Source organism: Nonomuraea sp. NPDC048826, assembly GCF_043198225.1.
GTDB lineage: Bacteria > Actinomycetota > Actinomycetes > Streptosporangiales > Streptosporangiaceae > Nonomuraea.
This window is the reverse complement of record NZ_JBICUQ010000004.1, coordinates 410,067-426,606: the sequence shown is the minus strand read 5'-3', so window position 1 is coordinate 426,606 and position 16,540 is coordinate 410,067. Positions and strand designations below refer to the sequence as shown.

The 16,540-nt window shown below is 72.1% G+C and carries 11 protein-coding genes; 5 read left to right on the top strand and 6 right to left on the bottom strand.

All coding sequences use genetic code 11. From position 1 onward, the window contains the following. Window positions 1-3 precede the first annotated feature (3 nt). The 3 genes from ACGFI7_RS16465 to ACGFI7_RS16455 are packed head-to-tail and all read right to left on the bottom strand — an operon-like array spanning window position 4 to window position 4,683. Window positions 4-846, bottom strand: coding sequence for an AraC family ligand binding domain-containing protein (locus tag ACGFI7_RS16465; protein WP_393404874.1), 843 nt, complete (start codon window positions 844-846; stop codon window positions 4-6). Continuing rightward, complete coding sequence (locus tag ACGFI7_RS16460; protein WP_393404871.1) at window positions 843-2,780, bottom strand: protein kinase; 1,938 nt, start codon at window positions 2,778-2,780, stop codon at window positions 843-845. Before ACGFI7_RS16460 ends, ACGFI7_RS16465 begins: the two co-directional genes overlap by 4 nt. A 10-nt stretch (window positions 2,781-2,790) precedes the next feature. Beyond that, window positions 2,791-4,683, bottom strand: a complete 1,893-nt coding sequence (locus ACGFI7_RS16455; protein ID WP_393404868.1) for a protein kinase — start codon at window positions 4,681-4,683, stop codon at window positions 2,791-2,793. 290 nt (window positions 4,684-4,973) lie between these two features. On the opposite strand from ACGFI7_RS16455, the gene ACGFI7_RS16450 reads away from it, so the two are divergent. Continuing rightward, window positions 4,974-5,792 carry a chorismate mutase gene (locus ACGFI7_RS16450; protein ID WP_393404866.1) on the top strand — a complete coding sequence of 273 codons (819 nt, stop codon included), beginning with the start codon at window positions 4,974-4,976 and terminating at the stop codon, window positions 5,790-5,792. A 76-nt stretch (window positions 5,793-5,868) separates the two neighbouring features. Here ACGFI7_RS16450 and ACGFI7_RS16445 read toward each other — a convergent pair whose 3' ends face one another. Continuing rightward, window positions 5,869-6,987, bottom strand: coding sequence for an SGNH/GDSL hydrolase family protein (locus ACGFI7_RS16445; RefSeq protein WP_393404864.1), 1,119 nt, complete (start codon window positions 6,985-6,987; stop codon window positions 5,869-5,871). A 139-nt stretch (window positions 6,988-7,126) separates the two neighbouring features. Between ACGFI7_RS16445 and ACGFI7_RS16440 the strand changes: the two genes are divergently transcribed. Beyond that, entirely contained in the window at window positions 7,127-8,029 is a 903-nt protein-coding gene (locus ACGFI7_RS16440; RefSeq protein ID WP_393404862.1) for an oxidoreductase, read from the top strand. Here the strand turns inward: ACGFI7_RS16440 and ACGFI7_RS16435 are convergent. Beyond that, window positions 8,013-9,398 carry an amino acid permease gene (locus tag ACGFI7_RS16435; RefSeq protein WP_393405685.1) on the bottom strand — a complete coding sequence of 462 codons (1,386 nt, stop codon included), beginning with the start codon at window positions 9,396-9,398 and terminating at the stop codon, window positions 8,013-8,015. The two genes, ACGFI7_RS16440 and ACGFI7_RS16435, sit on opposite strands and share 17 nt — an antisense overlap. Before the next feature lie 163 nt (window positions 9,399-9,561). Between ACGFI7_RS16435 and dnaE the strand changes: the two genes are divergently transcribed. Further along, entirely contained in the window at window positions 9,562-13,089 is a 3,528-nt protein-coding gene (dnaE, locus tag ACGFI7_RS16430) for a DNA polymerase III subunit alpha (RefSeq protein WP_393404860.1), read from the top strand. Between the two features lie 95 nt (window positions 13,090-13,184). Further along, complete coding sequence (locus ACGFI7_RS16425; RefSeq protein ID WP_393405683.1) at window positions 13,185-14,555, top strand: amidase; 1,371 nt, start codon at window positions 13,185-13,187, stop codon at window positions 14,553-14,555. Between the two features lie 22 nt (window positions 14,556-14,577). Here ACGFI7_RS16425 and ACGFI7_RS16420 read toward each other — a convergent pair whose 3' ends face one another. After that, window positions 14,578-15,117, bottom strand: a complete 540-nt coding sequence (locus ACGFI7_RS16420; RefSeq protein WP_393404858.1) for a hypothetical protein — start codon at window positions 15,115-15,117, stop codon at window positions 14,578-14,580. A gap of 62 nt (window positions 15,118-15,179) precedes the next feature. Here ACGFI7_RS16420 and murA point away from each other — a divergent pair, with 62 nt between their 5' ends. Continuing rightward, window positions 15,180-16,487: a UDP-N-acetylglucosamine 1-carboxyvinyltransferase gene (gene murA / locus ACGFI7_RS16415; RefSeq protein WP_393404856.1), complete on the top strand. Its 1,308-nt coding sequence runs from the start codon at window positions 15,180-15,182 to the stop codon at window positions 16,485-16,487. The last annotated feature ends 53 nt before the right edge of the window (window positions 16,488-16,540 follow it).

Sequence of the window (16,540 nt, the reverse complement as noted above, 5' to 3'; positions counted from 1 at the left end):
AGGTCAGGACAGTTTCTTGTACGTTCCTGCGGTGCGTTGGTAGGCGGCCGGGGGAACCCCGACGGCGCGTTTGAAGTGGCGGTTCAGGTGAGCCTGGTCGGTGAAGCCCACCTCGGCCGCCACGTCCGCGGGCCGCACGCCCGAGCGCAGCAGCCGCCTGGCGTGCCGCACCCGCAGCGAGTTCAGGTACGCGTGCGGCGGCAGCCCGGTCGCCGCCTTGAACGCCCGCAGCAGCGGGAACGGCCGGGCGCCCACCAGCCCCGCCAGGTCGTCCAGCGACGGCGGGTCGATCAGCCGCTCGTGCAGCACCTCCATCGCCTGCCGCACCGCCCGGCGTCCCTCCGGCGACAGCGTCACCGCCGGTCGCGGGGCCGCGTACCGGGTCAGCAGCCGCGCGAACAGCGTGCGCGTCAGCGTCGAGGCCGCCAGGCCGTCGCCGCGCTCGGTCGCCTGGTGCGCCCGCGCCATCAGCGCCGCCACCTCCGGGTCCCGCACCACCTGCTCGGGGAAGTAGGGAGTGCCGTACGGCAGGCCCAGCTCGCCCGCCACCTCCCCGACCGCGGCCACCGACGGGTAGAGCATCCGGTACGCCCACCCGTCGGCCATCCCGGCCTGGCCGGTGTGCACCGAGTCCGGGTTGACCAGCACCAGCTCGCCCGCCGCCGCCCGGTGCAGGGTGCCGCGGTAGTCGAACTCCTCCACGCCGTCGATGATGATCCCGATCGCGTACCCCTCGTGCACGTGGCGGGAGAAGCGATGGGTGACGTAGCGGGCCTTGAGCAGATCCACCTCCGGCACGGCCGGATGGCGCCAGAAGCGGGCGCGTTCCTGCGGCTGACCGGTCATGGCGTCGGCCGGAACGTGCGCGCGAACGTCTCGAAGAAGCGCCTGTCGCGCTCCCAGCGGGCGGCGGTCGTCTCCCAGTAGAGCGCGAACGGCCGGCCGTCGGCGGTGGTGAACCCGCGGTTGACCACCCGGATCCGGGCGCCGTCGCGCGGCCGGGTGAACTCCCAGTCGGCGGCGGGACGCCCCTGGTAGGTGAGCGAGCGGATGCGGATGCGCGCGTAGCCGGGGAACTCGCCCTTGGCCAGGATCTCCCGCTCCAGCGCCCGCCAGTGGGCGGCCGGGGTGGCATGGTCGCCTTCGGGGACGGTCCATTCGACGATCATCATGCCGGGGGAGCCGGGGCCGCTGAAGGTGATGCTGTCGCGCCGCGGGTTCTTCACCACCCGCCAGCCGCGCGGCATCGCGACGGAGAACCCGCCGCCGGGGCTCCGGTACACCCGCCAACCGGCGGGAACCCGCCGTCCCGCGGGATCCTGCGCGCCCGCGCTGGTGCCGGGGTCGGGGGTGGCGTCCCCGGCCGGGTACGTCGGGCCGGCGGTTGAGTCGCCGGTCGGGTTCGTCGGGCCGAGAGTCGGGTCACCGGTCTGGTTCACCGGGTCAGGGGTCGCGTTCCCCGCCGGGTTCGTCGGCCCGGGGGTGGCGCCTCCGGTCCGGTCGCTCTGCGCCGGGGTCCCGTCCTCGTCCGGCTCCCCGGTGGCGCCCGGGCGGCCGGTGGCGTCCCCGGCCGAGGTCGTCCGGACCTCCACGCCGAGTTCCCGGTCGTCGCCCGACCGGGTGAGCAGCACCGCGCCGCCCGCGCCGACCACCGCGATCACGGCCGCGGCCGCCACCGCCACGACCCACCGCTTCCCGCCCTGCCGCGCGCCCCCGGGCACCGTCCCGAACGCCCCCGGCCTCCCGTGCGACCCGCCGGGCCCCTGCGGCGAACCGCCTTGCGGCGCCGTCCCTTGCGCGCCCGGGACGGCGTACGGGCCGCCTTGCGGCGCGGTTCCGTACGGGCTGCCCTGGGGTGGGGTGCCAGGCCCTTGCGGGGACGTTCCGGGTGGTCCGGAACTGCCGGGAAGCGCGTACGGGCCGCCGGGGTCCTGCTGCGGCGCTCCCTGCGGCCCCTGGAAGCCGTACGGCGGGCCGCCGGTGGAGGCGGCGCCGAGGAGGTGGGCGGCCTGGTCGGCGGGCATGCGGGCGCCTGGATCGCGCTGGAGCCAGCCCATGATCACCGGAGTCAGCGCACCGGCCCGTCGGGGCGGCTCGACCGCGTCGCGGAGCACCGCCGCCACCGTCGCCGCCCACGATTCGCGCCGGAACGGCGGCGCGCCCTCCACCGCCGCGTACAGGGTCGCCCCCAGCGACCACAGGTCGGACTCGGGCCTGGCAGGCTCGCCGTTCAGCCGCTCGGGAGGCATGTAGGCGGGTGTGCCCACGAGGCTCCCGGTCGCCGTCAGCCCCGACTCGGACTCCAGCGTGGCGATGCCGAAGTCCGTCAGCACCACCCGCCCGTCGTCGGCCAGCAGCACGTTCTCCGGCTTGACGTCCCGGTGCAGCACCCCGGTCGCGTGCGCGGCGCGGAGCGCGTCGAGCACCCGCGCGCCGATCATCGCGGCCCGCGGCGCCGGCAGCGGGCCGTCGTCGCGGATCACCTCGGCCAGGGAACGGGACCGGACGAGCTGCATGACGATCCACGGCCGCCCGTCCTCCTCGACGACGTCGTGGATCACCACCACCGAGGGGTGGTCCAGGCGCCCCGCGGCCCTGGCCTCGCGGATGGTCCGGCGGTTGAGCTCGGCCCGCTGCGCCTCGCCGACCCCGCTGTAGCGGACCTCCTTGATCGCGACCGTACGGTCGAGCAGCTCGTCGTAGGCACGCCACACGACGCCCATGCCGCCCTCACCGAGCGACTCGACGAGGCGGTAGCGGTTGCCCACCTGCCTGTCCACGCAGGGCAGCCTACTGGTCGGGTTTGAAGGTCGCGCAGAACGTCTCGAAGAAGTGGTAATCCTTCTTCCAGCGACTTGCCAGGTTATGCCAGTAAATGGCGTAGCCGCGGCCGTTCTCGGTGATGAATCCCCGGTTGCGGACCCTCGTCTTCCCGGTGTTGGTGTTCCAGGTGAAGTCCCAGTCGGCGGCGGCCTTCTGGTAGTCGACCGCCTTGATGTCGATCAGCTGGTAGCCGCCGAAACCGTACTTGGCCGTCTTCTCCTGCTTGCGCCAGTCCTTGACCGGGTCGCTGCCGGGCTTCCTGGCCCGGTCGACCGACACGAACGCGTTCGAGCCCGCGCCGGGACCGCGGAAGAAGACCTGGGACCCTTCGCGCTTGAAGACGTCCCAGCCCTTCGGCAGGGCCATGGTGAAGTCGAGCTCCTTGTCCTTGTGCCACTTCCACCCCTTGGGCAGGGTGGCCTCCTCCGTCGTGGGCGTGGCGGAGGGCGAGGGCGACCCTGACTCCTCGGCCGAGGCGGACGGGCTCCCGGACGGCTCCGCCCCGCCCGAGGTCGGCGCGGAGGTGGGCTCGGTCGCCGAGCTGTCGGTCGGCCCGGCAGTGGGCCCGGCGGTAGGGTCGGCGGGGGCGGTGCTGGCCGCCGTGGTGCCGCGGTCGTCGGTGGGCGAGTCTCCGGGTTCGGACCTCAGTCCGAGGTAGCCGCCGACGCCCGCGACCAGGAGCACGGCGGTCACGGCCGCGATCACCGGCAGCGCCTGGCGTCTGCCGCCTGAGCCGGCGTCCATCGTGGACTCGTCCGATGGCGGTGGCGACGGCGGGCGGGCCGTCGCCGGCGTGAACAGCGCGCCGGTCTCCGGCGGCCCGGACGACGCGGGCGACGCGGGCGACGCGGACGGCCTGGCGGAGACAGGCGGGATGGGCGACCTGGGCGGCGTCGAGGGACGCGACGTGGGCTTGGGCTGGGGCCGAGGCGCCGGGCGCGGCGGGGGCACCGGCATCAGGTTGGGGTCGGTGGGCATGTCGTCCTCGGCGGGCGCCACCCGGGGCATCTTCGCCGTGCGCACCGTCGGTGGCTCGCTCGCCGCGGCGATGACCTGCCGCAGCAGCCGCTCCGCCTCCTCGTACGTCAGGCGCTGCACCGGCTCCTTCGACAGCAGCCCGGCGATCACCGGCGCGAGCGGGCCGGCGCGCCTGGCGGGGTCGGGCTCGTCGGTGAGGACGGCGTGCATGGTGGCCAGCGCGTTGCCGCGCTCGTGCGGCGAACGGCCCTCGACGGCCGTGTAGAGCGTCGCGCCGAGCGACCACAGGTCGGACTCGCGCCGCGCGGGCAGCCCCTTCAGCCGTTCAGGCGCGATGAACGCGGGCGTGCCGGCCAGGCCGGTCACCGTCAGCTGGGTCTCCGTCTCCAGCGTGGCGATGCCGAAGTCGGTCAGCACCACCCGGCCGTCGTCGGCCAGCAGCACGTTCTCCGGTTTGACGTCGCGGTGCAGCACGCCCGACTCGTGGGCGCGGTAGAGCGCGTCGAGCACCGCCAGGCCGATCTCCGCCACCCGTTTCGGCTGCAACGGCCCGTCCTGCTTGATCACCGCGCCGAGGGAACGGGACTGGACGAGCTGCATGACGATCCAGGGCCGCCCGTCCTCCTCGATCACGTCGTGCACGACGATCACGTTGGGGTGCTCGAACCTGGCGGCAGCCCTCGCCTCGCGCATCGTCCGCCGGTTCAGCAGCTGCACCTCGTCGCCCAGAGCGGCGGCGTATCTGACTTCCTTGACCGCGACGGTGCGGTCGAGGAGTTCGTCATGGGCTCGCCAGACGATGCCCATGCCACCCTTGCCGATGGGTTCCTGCAGGTGGTACCGACCGGCGATGCGGCGTCCGTCCCGCTTGCGATCCGACATCAACGGCCTCAAACCCTCCCTCTAGGCCAAGAAATACTCCCATAGCGAGGGATCAACGGCGACTCGCCGGAAGGACAGTCCGCTATTCGAGAAGCGCGTCCCACTGGATGGAGTGAGAGGGTGTAAAGTGTGCTCATGACTTGTCGCTACGCGTTTACCGAGCCGGCTCCGGGCGAGCCGGTCGTCAGCTAGCGACCACCTGGAGCCGGCAGCAAAGGCAGAGACGCCTCGTCTCTGCCTTTCGTGTTTTCTTGCCGGCTCCCGGTGAGCCGGCCGAATGGGGAGCCGAGATGTCATCGACGTTGGAACGCCATGTGGTCGCGCTGGGCGGCCACGCCGTGGGCGAAGGGCCCGCCGTGGTGATCAGCGACCGGGTCAGCCTGCGTGAACCCGGGGCCGTCCTGCCCGCCGCCGTCACGCTGGCCGAGCCCGCGAGCGCCGAGGACCTGCCCGCCATCGCCGCCCGGGCACGGGGGGTGGTCGTCGGCGGCGCGTGGACCAGGGACATCCCGCTGGTGCGCGCCGTGGCGAGCCTGGGGCTGCCGGTGGTGGTGGAGCGCCGCCGCTCGGCCACCCTGGAGGAGTGGCTGGGCGTGGCCGACTACTGCGCGGCCGAGGCCGGCAGCCAGGTGATCCTGTGCGAGCACGCCGACCTGGGGCTGCTGCGCGAGGCGCGGGCGGTGTCGGGCCGTCCGGTGCTGGCGGACGTGACCGCGGACCCCGGTCTGTCGGCTGCCGCCGTCGCGGCCGGAGCCGACGGCCTGATCGTGTCCCCGGCCGGGGCCGACGAGGCGGAGGAGGCGGTCACCCTCGTCGGCGCCCTGCTCCGGCCGGAGGCCCCGGCCACGCTGGCGGAGTGCCGCCAGGCGATCGACCGCGTGGACGCCGCGCTGGCCACCCTCCTGGAGCGCCGCGCCGCCCTGGCGGGACGCGTCCAGCGGCTCAAGCCGATCGGCGGCTTCGCGGGCCGCGACCTGAGCCGCGAGCGCGCCCTGGTGGCCCGCATGGCCGAGCGCGCCCCCACACTGGGCGAGGCCCGGCTGGCGCCGGTGATGAACGCGGTCATCGAGGCGGGCCTGCACCTGGCGGAGGAGAACGCGCTCGGCTGACGCCCGCTCCTGGTCCGCGATCGGACGCGTGAGTGCCGTACGGGCGCTCCGGACCACCGGGACCGGGCGTCGTGCCTCAGCGCGTGCTGACGAGGACGTTGTTCATGGGGCGGCCGGGACCGGCCGCGATGCGTTCGTTGATCAGTTCCGCGAAGCGGCGGTAGCCCGCGGCCGTCGGATGGAAGCTGCGCGGGTCCACCGTCAGCTCCTGCACGTCGAGGATCAGCCCGTTGAGGTACGGGTGAGGCCGGCCCACCTCGTGGCCGTCGAAGGCCTCGTACGCGTCCACGTACTCGACGCTGCCCGGCCCGCCGAAGGCGACGATCGCACGGTCGAACTCGCCGGCCACCTCGCGCACCACGTCGTTCAGCCGCCGGGTCATGTCGTTGAGCCACCGCTGGTCGGCGACCCCGAGGTTGTTCACGCTCCCCGAGGGGGAGGCGGGGAACGGGCGCGGGTAGCCGAGCAGCACGATCCTGGCCTCGGGGGCGCGCACCCTGATCTCCGACAGCACGGCCCGCATGCCGGCGCGCAGTTCGCCGATCCGCCGCCGCACCTCCGCGTCCTGGTCGACGCAGGCCGACGACCACGGCAGCTTGATGATGCACCCGGTGAGCACCGGCGCGAACCCCGCGTCGTTGCCTCCGATGCTCAACGTCACCAGGCTCGTGCCGGCGCCGACCCGCTCGACCTGCGGCCGCTGGCCGTGCTGGCCGCGCAGGAGCTGACCGGTGGTCGCGCCGCTGCACGCCCAGAACCCGGTCCCGCCGCCGAACGGATGGGCGCCCGCCACGAGCGGCGCGTACGAGCCGACGGCCCGGTGACACCGGCCCGCACCGTCGTCCACCCGCGCGTCCTCGGGACGGTAGACGCCCTCGCCGGACGAGTAGGAGTCGCCCAGCGCCACGTACGCGCCGCCGAACGTGACCTCGGCGGCGGTCAGCCTGGTCACCTGGGGGAGCCGCCCCGCGGGCTCCTCCGTCACCGGGCAGCCGGCGTCCAGGAACGCGCACGCGAGCCCGGCGTGCACGCCCGCCGGCACCGCCGCCACGGCCAGTGACGCGCCCAGCAGCGCCGCCACCGCGACCCGGGCCGCCTTCCTCGTCCCGGCCGGTGCTGCCCCGGCGCCCTTCCACACCCCGCCCAGCGCGCCCTCCCCGAGACCTCGCGGAACCCGCCTTCGAGGGTAGATCACCTCCCCGCCCGCGGCCACGGCGTTTCCCGAGCGGCCCCGCCGGCCCTGCTCGAATGCACGCCTGAGCCTTCCCACGGCCCCATGGCCGCCCGGGGAGGCTTTTTCATGTCCAGATTCCCTCGAGGACGTGAGGCCCACCATGACCACGCAGACGCACGCCGGCACCTGGAAGCTCGGCGACCTGACCGTCAACCGCGTCGGATTCGGCGCGATGCGCCTGACCGGCAGCGCCGCCTTCGATCTCGGCGCGTCGCGTGACCGCGAGCGTTCGGTCGCCGTGCTGCGCCGCGCGGTCGAGCTCGGGGTCAACCACGTCGACACCGCGTCGTACTACTTCTCCCGGCTGCTGTCCGCCAACGAGCTGATCAACCGCGCACTGTCCCCCTATCCGGACGACCTGGTCATCGCCACCAAGGTGTGGGCGGGCAGGGACCCGTCGGGGGAGTGGGCCTGGGCCGCGCCGGGACAGCTGCGCGGCCAGGTCGAGGAGAACCTGCGCCAGCTCGGCCGCGACCACCTGGACGTGGTGAACCTGCGCATCCCGCCGAGCCGCGCCACCGGCTCGATCGCCGAGCACTTCGGCGCGCTGGCCGGCCTGCGCGAGGCCGGGCTGGTCCGCCACCTGGGCCTGTCCAACGCCACGCCCGCCCACCTGGCGGAGGCCCAGGAGATCGCGCCGGTGGTCTGTGTGCAGAACGCGTACACGGTCGGGGCGCCGGCCGGCGAGCAGGAGTTCCTGCGGGCCTGCGGCGAGCAGGGCATCGCGTACGTGCCGTTCTTCACGATCGCGGGCGCCGGGCGCGAGCGGGGGGCGGTCGCCGCCGAGCCGGAGTCCGTGCGCGCCGTGGCGCGTGCCCACGGCGCGACGCCCGCGCAGGTCCGGCTGGCCTGGACGCTCCGGCAGGGGCCGCACGTGCTGGTCATCCCCGGCACCGGCGACCCGGGCCACCTGGCCGAGAACGTGGCCGCGGGGGCGCTGCGGCTCACCGGCGAGGACCTGGCCCGCCTCGAAGGCGGGACGGACGTCACTCGGCGGGATTGACCGCCGGGGCGGCCGCCGGATCGGTCAGGGCCGCCAGGCGCCTCCTGCGCAGGCCGAGCAGGAGCCATCCGCCGGCGATGGCCGCGGCGACGATCGGGAGCAGGTAGAAGGCGATCCGCTGGTCCTCGTCGGCGAACGGCATCAGGACCACCACCAGGGCCAGGAAGCCCAGGGTGAGCCAGTTGGTGTAGGGGGTGCCGGGCATCGGGAAGGCGGAGCGGTGCCCGGTGCGGCGCAGGCGGAGCTGGCAGTAGACCAGCGTGCCCCAGGTCGTGACCACGCCCAGGGAGGCGCACGCGGTGGCGATGTTGAAGGCGCGTTCCGGGACGAAGTAGAACAGGGCGACGCCCGCCAGGAACATCGACGCCGTGAAGAGCACCCCGCCGATCGGGATGTGGCGGCGGCTGAGCCCGGCGGTGAAGCCGGGGGCCTCGCCCTTGCGGCCCATCGACCGGACGATGCGGCCGGTCGCGTACAGGCCCGAGTTGCACGAGGAGAGCGCGGCGGTGATCACGATGAGGTTCATGGCGTCGGCCGCCCACGGCACCCCCAGTCCGGCGAACACCGTGACGAACGGGGACGTCCCGGCCTCGTAGGAGGTCCACGGCAGGACCATCGACAGCAGCAGCACCGAGCCCACGTAGAAGAGCGCGATCCGCCAGACCACGCCGTTGATCGCCTTGGGCATCACCTTCTCCGGCCGGGCCGTCTCGCCCGAGGTGATGCCGACCAGCTCGATGGAGGCGTACGCGAAGACCACCGACTGCAGGCTCATCAGCACCATCGGGAACCCGGCCGGGAAGAACCCGCCGTGGGACACCAGGTTGGCCGGCGCCGCCTGCCCGACCGTGAACACCACCAGCACCAGCCCCACCACCAGGAAGGTGACGATGGCCAGCACCTTCAGCAGCGCGAACCAGAACTCCAGCTCGCCGAAGAGCTTCACCGACAGCAGGTTGACCACCAGCACGAAGGCCAGCGCGAGCAGCGCCGTGACCCACTGCGGGAACGCAGGGGCCCAGTAGTGGACGTAGGCCGCGATCGCGGTCAGTTCGGCGATGCCGGTGAACGCCCAGTTGAGCCAGTACATCCAGCCGCTGGCGAAGGCGGCCCACGGCCCGATGAACTCGCCCGCGTACACCACGAAGGAGCCCGAAGCGGGGCGGTAGAGCACCAGCTCGCCGAGCGCCCGCATGACGAAGAACGCCGCCACGCCCGCGGCCGCGAACGACAGCACCAGGGCCGGTCCCGCGGCCGCCAGCCGCCCCCCGGCGCCGAGGAACAGGCCCACGCCGATCGCCCCGCCGATGGCGATCATCTGCACCTGGCGGTTCCCCAGCGCTGGCCGGTAGCCCTCGTCCGACTCCATGTGCACGGTGTGTCTCCTTCGTGACTTTCCGTCACTGAGAAGATATCCGCGCCGATCGTGGGAGAGGGATCCGGCACGCCGTTCCGTACCACGCCCGGAGTGTCGGTGCGGACCACTAGAGTCGGAGCGCACACCACACGTTCAGACCGGGAGGCGCCGCTCCATGTCGTCCAGCGACTCGTTCGTCCATCTGCACGTGCACACCGAATACTCCATGCTCGACGGCGCCGCGCGGCTCAAGCAGATGTTCAAACAGGTCGGCGAGCTGGGCATGCCGGCGATCGCCATCACCGACCACGGCAACATGCACGGCGCCTACGACTTCTACCGGCAGGCGACCGGCGCGGGCGTCAAGCCGATCATCGGCATCGAGGCGTACGTCGCGCCCGCCTCGCGCTTCAACAAGAAGCCCGTGCTGTGGGGCGAGCCGCACCAGAAGAAGGACGACGTCTCCGCGGGCGGCTACTACACCCACATGACGATCTGGGCGCGCAACAGGACCGGCCTGCACAACCTGATGCGGCTGTCCTCGCGCGCCTACACCGAGGGCTTCGTGCGCAAGTGGGCGCGAATGGACGCCGAAATCCTCGCCGAGCACGCCGACGGGCTGATGGCCACCACCGGCTGCCCCTCCGGCGAGGTGCAGACCAGGCTCAGGCTCGGTCAGTACGACGAGGCGCTCAAGGCCGCCGCCAGGTTCCAGGACATCTTCGGCAAGGACAACTTCTTCCTGGAGATCATGGACCACGGCCTCGACATCGAGCGCCGCGTCCGCGACGGGCTGACCCGCATCAGCCGGGAGCTCGACATCCCGCCGCTGGTCACCAACGACTCCCACTACACCTACGAGTCCGACGCCGCCTCCCACGACGCCCTGCTCTGCATCCAGACCGGCAAGCAGCTGTCCGACCCCGACCGGTTCCGCTTCGACGGCAGCGGCTACTACATCAAGTCCGCCGACGAGATGCGCGCCGTCGACTCCTCCGACCTGTGGGCCGAGGGCTGCCGCAACACCCTCCTGGTGGCCGAGAAGGTCGACCCCGCCGGGTTCTTCGAGCACAAGAACCTCATGCCGACCTTCCCCGTCCCCGACGGCATGACCGAGGAGGAGTTCTTCCGCCAGGAGGTCTGGAAGGGCCTGGAGCGCCGCTTCCCCGAGGGCGTCGACGAGGAGCACCGCACCTGGGTGGAGAACGAGCTGCGGGTCATCCTCCAGATGGGCTTCCCGAGCTACTTCCTCGTGGTCGCCGACTTCATCATGTGGGCGAAGAACAACGGCATCCGCGTCGGCCCCGGCCGAGGGTCCGCGGCCGGCTCGCTGGTGGCCTACGCGCTGGGCATCACCGACCTCGACCCGATCCCGCACGGCCTGATCTTCGAGCGCTTCCTCAACCCCGAGCGCGTGTCCATGCCCGACGTCGACATCGACTTCGACGAGCGCAGGCGCGGCGACGTGATCCGCTACGTCACCGAGAAGTGGGGCGCCGACAAGGTCGCGATGATCGCCACGTTCGGCACCATCAAGGCCAAGGCCGCCATCAAGGACGCCGGCCGCGTCCTGGGCTACCCGTACGCGCTCGGCGACAAGGTCTCCAAGGCGTTCCCGCCCGCGGTGATGGGCAAGGACATCCCGCTGGCGGGCATCTTCGACCCCGAGCACCCCCGCCACGCCGAGGCGGGCGAGCTGCGCAGGCTCTATGAGGAGGACGTCGACGTCAAGGCGACGATCGACCTCGGCAAGGGCCTGGAGGGCCTGATCCGGCAGACCGGCGTGCACGCCGCCGGCGTGATCATGTCGGCCGAGGTGCTGACCGACCACATCCCGATCATGCGCCGCGACTCCGACGGTGCGATCATCACGCAGTTCGACTACCCGACCTGCGAGACGCTCGGCCTGCTGAAGATGGACTTCTTGGGCCTGCGCAACCTCACGATCATCGACGACTGCCTGAAGATGATCGAGGCCACCACCGGCGAGCAGATCGACCTGCTGCAGCTCCCGCTCGACGACCGCAAGGCCTACGAGCTGCTGGCCCGCGGCGACACCCTGGGCATCTTCCAGCTCGACGGCGGCGGCATGCGCTCGCTGCTGCGGCTGATGCGCCCCGACAACTTCGAAGACATCTCCGCCGCCCTCGCGCTCTACCGCCCCGGCCCGATGGGCGCCAACTCCCACACCAACTACGCGCTGCGCAAGAACGGCCAGCAGGAGATCACCCCGATCCACCCGGAGCTGGAGGAGCCGCTCCAGGAGATCCTGTCCACGACCCACGGCCTGATCGTCTATCAGGAGCAGGTCATGGCCATCGCCCAGAAGGTCGCCAACTACTCGCTGGGCGGCGCCGACCTGCTGCGGCGCGCGATGGGCAAGAAGAAGAAGTCCGAGCTCGACAAGCAGTTCGTGACCTTCGAGCAGGGCATGAAGGACAACGGCTTCTCCGACGCCGCCGTCAAGGCCCTGTGGGACATCCTGCTGCCGTTCTCCGACTACGCCTTCAACAAGGCCCACACGGCCGGCTACGGCCTGGTGTCCTACTGGACGGCCTACCTCAAGGCCAACCACCCCGCCGCCTACATGGCCGCGCTGCTGTCCTCGGTCAAGGACGACAAGGACAAGTCGGCCCTCTACCTCAACGAGTGCCGCCGGATGGGCATCAAGGTGTTCCCGCCGGACGTCAACGACTCCGACTTCGACTTCACCCCGCGCGGCACCGACATCCGCTTCGGCCTGTCGGCCATCCGCAACGTCGGCGCCAACGTCGTCGACGGCATCATCAACGCGCGCAAGGAGAAGGGCCGCTTCGCCGACTTCAAGGACTTCCTGCGCAAGGTGCCTGCGCTGGTGTGCAACAAGCGCGTCATCGAGTCGCTGATCAAGGCGGGCGCCTTCGACTCGCTCGGCCACGTCCGCAAGGGCCTGGTCATGGTGCACGAGCAGGCCGTCGACGCGATCATCGACATCAAGAAGAACGAGGCCATCGGCCAGGATTCGCTGTTCGGCGCGATCGAGGGCGGCGAGGACCAGACCTTCGACGTGCAGATCCCGGTGGGCGAGTGGGACAAGACCACGCTGCTGCAGTTCGAGCGCGAGATGCTCGGTCTGTACGTGTCCGACCACCCCCTGTTCGGCGTCGAGCACATCCTCGCCGCCGGGGCCGACTGCTCGATCGCGGCGCTGCAGGACGACAGCCGCCCCGACGGCCAGGTGGTCACGGTCGGCGGCATCCTGTCGGGCGTCCAGCGCAAGGTCACCAAGAAGGGCGACACCTGGGTGCTCACCCAGCTGGAGGACCTGGAAGGCGCCATCGAGGTGATGATCTTCCCGTCGGCCTACCAGCTCTGCTCGACGATCCTGGCCGAGGACGCGATCGTCTTCGTCAAGGGCCGCATCGACAAGCGCGAGGACGTCGCCAAGATCATCGCGATGGAGGTGACGGCGCCCGACCTCACCCAGGAGGCCGGCGGGCCGCTGCTGGTGAGCCTGCCGCTCAACCGCTGCACCGCCCCCGTGGTGACCAGGCTCAAGGAGATCCTGACCACCCACCCCGGCACGTCCGAGGTGCACCTCCAGGTCCACAACGGCCCCAAGACGACGGTCCTGCGGGTCGACGACCGGCTGCGGGTGGCGCCGTCGCCGGCGCTCATGGGCGACCTGAAGCAACTGCTCGGCCCGGCCTGCCTGGGCGCCTGAGACCGTGTCCGGTGGCGGAGTTCCACCAGGCTGAGCGGGTCGCCTGGGCAGACCTCGCCGTCGTGGCCCGGCCCCCGGTGGGGGAGGATCACGGGGTGAACGAGCTGCACTACCTGAGCGCCACCGAGCTCAGCCGTCTGATCCGTACCCGCCAGGTGAGCGCGGTCGAGGTGCTGCGGGCCCACCTCGACCGCATCGAGCAGGTCAACCCGAGCGTCAACGCCATCGTCACGCTCGCCGCCGAGCGGGCGATGGACGCCGCCCGGGCCGCCGACGCCGCCGAGCCGACCGGCCCGCTGCACGGGGTGCCGGTCGCGCACAAGGACCTCACCGACACCGCCGGGATCCGCACCACGTACGGCTCGCCGCTCTTCGCCGACCACGTGCCGGAGCGGGACGACCTGGTCGTGCGGCGGCTGAGGGCGGCGGGCGCGATCACCGTCGGCAAGACCAACACGCCCGAGTTCGGCACCGGTTCCCACACCGTCAACGAGGTCTTCGGTATCACCCGCAACCCGTACGACCTGACGAAGTCCGCCGGCGGCAGCAGTGGCGGCGCGGCGGCGGCGCTGGCCACCGGGATGGTGCCGCTGGCCGACGGCTCCGACATGGGCGGGTCGCTGCGCAACCCGGCGTCGTTCTGCAACGTGGTGGGGCTGCGGCCGACGCCGGGGCGGGTGCCGGCCGTCTCCGAGATCGCGGCCTGGTACACGCTGTCCGTCCAGGGGCCGATGGCCAGGAGCGTCGACGACCTGAGCCTGATGCTCTCGGTCATCTCCGGGTTCGACCCGCGCTCGCCGTACGCGATCAAGGAGACGTACGCGCCCGAGCCGGAGGAGGGGGTGGCGGGGCTGCGCGTGGCGTGGAGCCCCGACCTCGGCGGCCTGCCGGTCGACGCCGAGACGGCGGCGGTCACCGCGACGGCGCCCGCGGTGTTCGAGCGGCTCGGCGCCCGGGTGGAGCAGGTCGAGCTGGACCTGGCCGACGCCGAGGTGGCCTTCCGTACGTACCGGGCGTGGTTCTACGCGCTGGCCTACGGCGGGCTCGACGGGCTCGGGGCCAACACGGCCTGGAACGTCGAGCAGGGCCGCCAGGTCACCGGCGCCGACCTGGCCCGGGCCGAGACCGCCCGCAGCAGGCTCTACCAGCGGATGGCGGCCTTCTTCGACACCTACGACGTGCTCATCGCCCCGGTCAGCCAGGTGCCTCCGTTCCCGGTGGAGGAGCCGTACGTGCGGGCGATCAACGGGGTGGAGCTGCCCGACTACCTGACGTGGATGCGGTCGGCCTACTGGGTGAGCGTCCTGCACGCGCCCGCCGCGTCCGTCCCGGCCGGGTTCACGCCGTCGGGGCTGCCGGTGGGGGTCCAGATCATCGGCCGCCCGTTCGCCGACGCCCGGGTCCTCCGCGTGGCCAGGGCCTTCGAACAGGCCACCGGCCACGCCACCCACCGCCCCCCGCTCTGACGGGGCACACCTCGCCGAGGCGTCAGCCGGGACGTGTCTCGTCGAGGTGGGTGTCGCCGGGTGGGTGGGGCTTGCGGAGAGGGGATTCGCGGTAGCCGTGCATGCCTTCCAGGAAGCCGAACAGCCCGACCGCGAGCAGCGGCCATGAGACCAGCACGCCCTTGGCCGTCAGCGCCAGCGGCCCTGGGGTGAAGGTGACGCCCGGGGCCGCCGAGGCCTCGACGGCGACCACGCCCACGGTGAAGGTCGTCCCGGCCCAGAGGGCGACGAAGGCGCCGGCCATCCCGCCCAGGCAGAGCCCCAGCACGACCGGGAGCTGGACGCGGCGGCTGAGGAACCACGCCAGCGCCCCGCACGCCAGCCCCAGCCCGCCGGTGACCGCGGCGAACCAGCCGTCGGCGGCGATGAGGGCCTGCGTGGAGGGGTCCGCCAGGGTCGGCGTCTGGTCGATGATGCGGTACGGCGGCCGCGGCGACAGGGCGGACCACAGGAGGCCGGCGGGAAGCCCGAGTGCGGCGAGTGTGAGAGCAGTGATCGCGAACGCGCGTACTTCCCTCGCCACGCCACGTCCCTTCAATCGCCGGCAGGACCAGACCGATGGTATCTCCCGGTTAGGCTCGCTTCGTGATTGAAGAGAAGGTCTGGTTGATAGAACCCTCTGGCCCCCTTCGCGGCGATGTCGTGGTCCGCGGGTCCAAGAACGGCGTCTCCAAGCACATGGTCGCCGCCATGCTCGGCAGCGGTGAGAGCAGCATCCACAACGCCCCCGAGGTGGGCGAGGTCGGCATCACCGCCGCCATGCTGGAGGCGCTCGGCATCCACGTCGAGATCGGCGGGACGGAGATCCGCATCGAGCGGGGCCCGGAGATCAGGCCGCGGGTGCCCGACGCTTTCACCGGGCTGAACCGTATCCCGATCCTCATGCTGGGCCCGCTGCTGCACCTGGCGGGGGAGGCGTTCGTGCCGCTGGTGGGCGGCGACCCGATCGGGCGGCGGCCGATCAACTTCCACGTGGAGGCGCTGCGCGCGATGGGCGCCGAGGTCGAGGTGGGCGACGGCGGCGTGTTCGCCAAGGCCAAACGGCTCAACGGCACCCGCCTGGAGCTGCCGTACCCGAGCGTCGGGGCGACCGAGACCATCCTCATGTCCGCGGTGCTGGCCGAGGGCAAGACCGTGCTGAAGAACGCGGCCACCGAGCCCGAAGTGGTGGAGCTGGCGCTGTTCCTGCAGCGGATGGGCGCCAGGATCGAGCTGTCGCCGGATCGCCGGATCGTCATCGAGGGCGTGGAGCGGCTGCGCGGCGCCTCGACCTGGCTGGCGGGCGACCGCATCGAGGCGTTCTCGTACCTGGCGGCGGGCCTGATCACCGGCGGCGAGGTGCGCGTGCACGGCTGCCCGCAGGACCGCCTGGTCACCGCGATCACCACGCTGGCCCGGATGGGCGCCCGGTTCGACATCAACGACGAGTACCTGTGCGCCACCGCGCCGCCGGAGGGGCTGCGGGCGGCGGCCGTGCAGACCGACACCCATCCCGGGTTCATGACCGACTGGCAGACGCCGCTCATGGTGCTGTTCACGCAGAGCCAGGGCATGTCGGTGCTGCACGAGACGGTCTTCGAGAACCGCCTGGTGTACGTGCCGGCGCTGAAGAGCATGGGCTGTGAGATCGAGGTGTTCGACCAGTGCCTCGGCGGCCCGGCCTGCCGCTACCACGACACCAACGCCCGCCACTCGGCCGTGGTGCGCGGGGTGTCGCGGCTGCGCGGCGCGGACGTGACGCTGCCCGACATCCGGGCCGGGTTCTCCGCGGTGCTGGCCGCCGCCGTGGCCGACGGGCGCTCGACGCTGCGCGGCGTGCACCACATCGAGCGCGGCTACCACCGGCCGTTCGAGCAGTTCCAGTCACTCGGTCTGAACATCAGCAGAGGATAGTAAAGAGTCAGGAACCGGGCGTTTGCCAGGGATCGGGCGGTCGTACATCAACG

Bases quoted from the DNA above. Each gene is read 5' to 3' on its own strand.
- dnaE (WP_393404860.1), top strand. From the start codon at position 9,562: ATGTCGTCCAGCGACTCGTTCGTCCATCTGCACGTGCACACCGAATAC.
- ACGFI7_RS16450 (WP_393404866.1), top strand. From the start codon at position 4,974: ATGTCATCGACGTTGGAACGCCATGTGGTCGCGCTGGGCGGCCACGCC.
- ACGFI7_RS16455 (WP_393404868.1), bottom strand. From the start codon at position 4,683: ATGTCGGATCGCAAGCGGGACGGACGCCGCATCGCCGGTCGGTACCAC.
- ACGFI7_RS16465 (WP_393404874.1), bottom strand. From the start codon at position 846: ATGACCGGTCAGCCGCAGGAACGCGCCCGCTTCTGGCGCCATCCGGCC.
- ACGFI7_RS16440 (WP_393404862.1), top strand. From the start codon at position 7,127: ATGACCACGCAGACGCACGCCGGCACCTGGAAGCTCGGCGACCTGACC.
- ACGFI7_RS16435 (WP_393405685.1), bottom strand. From the start codon at position 9,398: ATGGAGTCGGACGAGGGCTACCGGCCAGCGCTGGGGAACCGCCAGGTG.